General features: G+C 75.3%; 1 protein-coding gene. It reads right to left on the bottom strand.

The features are described from left to right. A partial coding sequence (locus ACGFNF_RS30305) for an amino acid adenylation domain-containing protein (protein ID WP_393172347.1) occupies positions 1-6,043 on the bottom strand: 6,043 nt, incomplete at both ends.

The following is a 6,043-nucleotide window of genomic DNA, read 5'->3' on the forward strand; positions in this document are numbered from 1 at the left end:
GCCGTCGGTGAGCCATTGGCGTTGCCAGGCGGCGTAGTCGGCGTACTGCACGGGCAGGGGCGGCAGGGGGTCGGGTTCGCCGCGGTGGTGCGCGGTGTACAGCGCCCCCAGCTCGCGGGTCAGGACGCCGATGGACCAGCCGTCGGACACGACGTGGTGCATGGTGACGAGCAGGACGTGCCGGTCCGGGGCGAGGGTGACCAGGCGGCCCCGGATCAGGGGACCGGCGGTCAGGTCGAACGGGGCCGTGAACTCCTCGTCCTGGAGCCGGGCCAGCCGGGCGGCGGCGTCGGGCGCCCCGGTGAGGTCGTGCGTGTGCAGGGTGAAGCCGGTGCCGGGCGGGTCGACGTGCTGGTGGACGTCGGAGCCGGCGGGCACGAGCCGGGTGCGCAGGGCCTCGTGCCGGGCGACCAGGGCATCCAGGGCCGCCCGCAGGGCGTCGTGGTCGAGCCAGCCGGCCAACTCCAGGGCGAGGGGCATGTGGTAGGCGTGGCCGAGACCGCCGAGGCGTTCCAGGAACCACAACCGCCGCTGCGCGAAGGAGGGCTCCAGCGCACCGGCCCGGTCGACCGGGCGGATCGGGGGCAGCACGTCGCGGCCGTCCGGCGTCAGCCGGGCGACGAAGGCGGCGAGGACCGGCGCGGCGAAGAGCGCCGCCGGGGAGACCTCCCGCCCCAGCACCTGCCGGATCCTGGACACCAGCCGCATGGCGAGCAGCGAGTGGCCGCCCAGGGCGAAGAAGTCGTCGTGCCGGCCGACGCGCTCGATCCCCAGCACCTCGGCCCAGACGCCGGCGACCATGGTCTCCAGCAGGCCGACCGGCTCGACGTGCCCGCGCTGGCCGAAGGCCTCCCCGTCCGGTGCCGGCAGCGCCGCCCGGTCGAGCTTGCCGTTGGGCGTCAGCGGCCACGCGGCCAGCCGGACGTACGCCGACGGCACCATGTGCTCCGGCAGCTGGGCGGCGAGCCGGTCCCGCAACCGCGCGGCGTCCGGCGCCTCCCCGCCCAGCACGTACGCGACGAGCCGCTGCTGGCCGCCGGCGTCCGGGCGCGCCACGACCACCGCCTCCCGGACGCCCTCGGTCGCCGCCAGCCGCGACTCGATCTCGCCCAGCTCGACGCGGAAGCCCCGGATCTTCACCTGGAAGTCGTCGCGGCCCAGGAACTCCAGTTCGCCGTCCGGCAGGCGACGACCCAGGTCACCGGTGCGGTAGAGCCGCTCGCCCGGCACGAACGGGTTGGCGCGGAAGCGCCGCGCGGTCAGCTCGGGCCGGTTCAGGTAGCCGCGCGCCACGCCCGCGCCGCCGATGTGGATCTCGCCGACCACCCCGTCCGGCACCGGCTCGCCCTCGGCGTCCAGCAGGTAGACGCGCACGTTCGGCAGCGGCCGGCCGATCGGCAGGCAGGTCGCCCCGGCGAGGTCGTCCACCGGGAGCAGGTGGCAGGTGCTGTCGACGGCCGCCTCGGTCACGCCGTACGCGTTGACGATCCGCACCCGCGGGCCGCAGCGGGCCCGGAGCTGGGCGGCGTTCGCGGCGGTCCAGGCGTCCGAGCCGCAGACCACCGTCTCCAACCCGGCGAGGCTGCCGCCGGTCGCCTCCAGGTGCTCCAGCAGCGGGTTGAGCACCGCCGGCACGAAGTCGGCGAAGTCCACGTCGTGGCGGCGCAGCAGGGCGTACAGGCCCGCGCTGTCCAGCAGCAGCGGACGCGGGCAGAGCACCAACCGCCCGCCGAAGCCGAGCGCCCGCACCACGTCGGCGGTGAAGACGTCGAAGGAGAAGCTCGCCATCTGCAGGTGCACCAGGCCGGGACGCAGGTCGAACAGGCGCTCCCAGGCGGCGGCCACGGCCATCAGCTGCCGGTGCTCCACCAGCACCCCGTTGGCGGTGCCGGAGGTGCCGGACGTGTAGATGACGTACGCCAGGTGGTGCGCGCCCAACCCGTCGACGACCGGGTCGGTCACCGGCAGCTCCGCCCACGCCGCCGCGTCGAGGTCCAGGTCGACCACCGGGGTGTCGAGCCCGGCCAGCGCGGCGCGCAACCGCTCGCGGGCCGGGCCGTGGGTCAGCGCCGCCACCGGGGCGCTGTCGCGCAGCATGGCGGCGAGCCGTTCGGCCGGGTACGCCGGGTCGAGCGGGAGGTAGGCGCCACCCGCCTTGAGGACCGCCAGCAGGCCCACCACGGTGTCCAGCGACCGCTCGACGCAGATCGCCACCAGCCGGTCCGGACCGACGCCCCGGGCGCGCAGGTGGTGGGCCAACCGGTTGGCCCGCGCGTTCAACTCGCCGTAGGTGAGCCGCTCGTCGCCGAGGACGAGGGCCACCGCCTCCGGGTCGCGGGCCGCCCGGGCCTCCACGAGGTGGTGCACGCAGCGCCCTGGCGGGTACGCCACCGTGGCGTCGTTGCCCTCCTCGACCAGCCTGCGGCGCTCGGCGGGGGGCAGCACGTCGAGCCCGCCCACCGGCGCGTCCGGCGCCCGCTCCAGCGCGTCGGCCAACGTCTCCAGGGCCCGCTCGACCATCGCGCAGACCCGGTCGGGCGCCACCCCGGCCGCGGCGGCGACGGTCAGCGCGACGTCGTCGCGCAGGTCGTCGACGTCCAGCGCGAGCGGGTAGTTGCCGCGCTCCTGCGCGGCCAGGTAGGTGAGGTCGTCCGCGTCGGGTTCCGGCGCGGGGGCGTCCGACTCGGCCAGCACCTCGGCGCGCCGGTAGTTCAGCAGGGCGGTGAAGAGTGGCGCCGGCGGCGCGACCCCGCTGCACGACTGGGCCAGCGCCAGCGACGCGTGCTCGTGGCGGATCAGCCCGGTCAGCGCCTCGTGGGTGCGCAGCACGCACTCGGTGGAGCCGGTGGCGTCGACGGTGACCCGCAGGGGGAGTGTGTTGAGGAAGGGCCCGAGGACGCGGTCGCTGCCCGCGCCGGCGTCCATCCGCCCGGAGAGCACGGTGCCGAAGACCACGTCCCGGCGCCCGGCGGCCCGGGCCAGCACCTGCCCCCAGGCGACGTGGAAGAGGCTGGTCACCCCGACCTGGAGGGCCTGGGCCCGCTGCCGCAGCCGCCGCGTCAGCTCCGGACCGAGCCACACCCGGGCGTCGCGCATGGTGTGCCCGTCGCCGTGGATGTCGCGCAGGCCGAAGGGCACGGTCGGGCTGTCCAGGTCGGAGAGCATCCGGCGGAAGAAGCTCTCCTGCTCGGCCCGGTCGGCGCCGCGCCGGATCCGCGCCACGAAGTCGCGGAAGGGCAGCGGCGGCGGCAGCCGGTCGCCCTCGCCGGCCAGGTACGCGCGGACCTCGGCCCGCAGCTGCTTCAGCGAGGTGTTGTCGTCGACGATGTGGTGGATCAGCTCCACGGCCAGCCACCCGCCGTCGCGCGGGTCCCGTGCGACCAGCAGCCGCAGCAGGGGGGCCTGGTCGAGGGGGAGGCGGGCGTACCGCCTGTCGACGTGCTCGCGGAGCTGCCGGAGCGGGTCGTCGCCCACGGGGTCGAGCGTGACCTCCTCCACCGGCAGGGGCGCCCGGCGCCACACCACCTGCACCGGCTCGTTGATCCCGTGCCACACCACGCCGGTGCGCAGCACGTCGTGCCGGGCGACCACCGCCTCCAGCGCGGCGGCGTAGCGGTCCAGCCGGTCCCGGTCGGCGAAGCGCAGGACCGTGGTCACCAGGTAGGGGTCGCGGTCGCGGGCCATCAGGTGGTGGAAGAGCATCCCCTCCTGCACCGGGGCCAGCGGGTAGACGTCCTGCACGTTCGGCGCCCCGCCGGACACGGTGGCGACGACCGCGTCGATCTCCGGCTGGCTCAGCTCCACCAGCGGCAGCAGGTCCGGGGTGATCCGGTCGCAGCCGGCCGGGATCGGCTCCGGCGTCGCGTCGGCCCGGTCCGCGCCGGCACCCACGGCGGCGGCCAGGTCGGCCAGGACCGGCGCGGCGAAGAGCGCGCGTACGTCGGCGGAGAGGCCCTGGCTGCGCATCCGTTCCAGCACCCGCAGGGCCAGCAGCGAGTGCCCGCCCAGCGCGAAGAAGTTGTCGTGCCGGCCGACCCGCTCGACGCCGAGCACCTCGGCCCAGATGGCGGCGAGGGCGGTCTCCGTCGGACCGACCGGCTCGGTGTAGTGGCGGGCGGCGAAGGCGGACCCGTCGGGTGCGGGCAGCGCCCGGTGGTCGAGCTTGCCGTTGGGCGTGAGCGGCCACTCGGCGACCCGCACGTACGCGGCCGGGACCATGTGCTCCGGCAGGACACCGGCCAGCCGGGTCCGCAGCGCCTCGGCCGTCAGCCGGCGCACCGACGCGGTGTAGTAGCCGACCAGGCGCGGCTCGCCCGTGGCGTCGGTCGTGACCGTCACCACCGCGTCGCGTACGCCGGGACAGGCGGCCAGCCGGGCCTCGATCTCGCCCAGCTCGACGCGGTAGCCACGGATCTGCACCTGGGAGTCGTTGCGGCCCAGGTACTCGAGACCGCCGTCGGGGCGGTGGCGCACGAGGTCACCGGTGGCGTAGAGCCGGTCCCCCGCGACGAACGGGCTGGGCCGGAAGCGTTCGGCGGTCAGCGCGGGACGGTTGAGGTAGCCGCGCGCGACCCCCGCGCCACCGACGTGGAGCTCGCCGACGACCCCGGGCGGCACCGGTTCCCCCCGCCCGTCGAGCACGTAGAGCCGCAGGTCCCCGATGGGTCGCCCGATCGGGCTGACGCCGGGTCGCTCGGTGTCGGCCGGGTTCAACGGCCGGTGGGTCACGTGCACGGTGGTCTCGGTGATGCCGTACATGTTGACCAGTTCGGTGCGCCCGTTGCGCGCGTCCGCATACCACGGCCGCAGCATCGTCGGGTCCAGCGCCTCGCCCCCGAAGACCACCGTACGCAGCCGGTGCGCCCGCGCGCTGTCGGCCTGCGCGGCGATCAGGCTGCGGAACGCGCTGGGGGTCTGGTTGAGGACGGTGACGCCCTCGTCGCAGAGGAGCCGGTGGAAGTCGGCGGGGGAGCGGCTGACCAGTCGGGGGACGATCACCAGCCGGCCGCCGTGCAGCAGCGCCCCCCAGATCTCCCAGACGGAGAAGTCGAACGCGAAGGAGTGGAAGAGGCTCCACACGTCCGTCGGACCGAAGCCGAACCACCCGGCCGTGGCGGAGAAGAGCCGCACCACGTTGGCGTGCTCGACCATGACGCCCTTGGGCCGGCCGGTGGAGCCGGAGGTGTAGATGACGTAGGCGAGGTGGTCGGGCCGGGTGCCGGGGTCGGGGTCGGTGGTGGGGTGCTCGGCCCAGCGGTGTGCGTCGGTGTCGAGGTCGACGAGGGGCGCGTCGGTGAGGCCGTCGAGGGTGGCGCGGGTCGCGGCGTGGGTGAGGACGGCGACCGGGGCGCTGTCGCGCAGCAGCTCGCCGAGGCGCTCCGCCGGATGGGTGGGGTCGAGCGGCACGTACGCGCCGCCGGCCTTGAGCACGGCCAGCAGGGCGACGACCAGCTCGGGTGAGCGTTCCAGGCAGACCCCGACGAGGGTGTCGGGGCCGACGCCGTACGCGCGCAGGTGGTGGGCCAGCCGGTTGGCGCGCGCGTCGAGGTCGCGGTAGGTGAGCGAGGTGCCCTCGAACGTCACAGCCACCGCGTCGGGCGCCGCGGCGACCCGCTCCGCGAACAGCCCGGGGATCGTCCGCTCGACCGGGTACGCGCTCGCGTCGCCCCAGGCGGCGAGGAGGTCACGGCGCTCCGCCGGGTCGAGCAGCGACAGCCGGTCGATCGGCTCGTCGGGGTGCGCGACGAGTTGGGTGAGGACGTGGCGTAGGTAGCGGATGTGCCGCTGGGCGGTGGCGGCGTCGAAGAGCGCGGTGGCGTACTCGAGGCTGCCGGTGATGCGGCCGTCGTGCTCGGCCAGGGAGAGGGTGAGGTCGAACTTGGCGCTGGTCCACGGGCTGCGCAGCGCGGTCACCTCGACACCCGGCAGGTCCAGGTCCACGTCCTCGTTGTTCTGCCAGGCGAACATGACCTGGAAGAGGGGGGTGTGGGCGAGGTTGCGGGTGGGGTTGACGGCTTCGACGACTTGTTCGAAGGGGAGGTCC

This window comes from Micromonospora sp. NPDC048868, from assembly GCF_043198195.1.
Classification (GTDB): Bacteria; Actinomycetota; Actinomycetes; order Mycobacteriales; family Micromonosporaceae; genus Micromonospora; species Micromonospora reichwaldensis.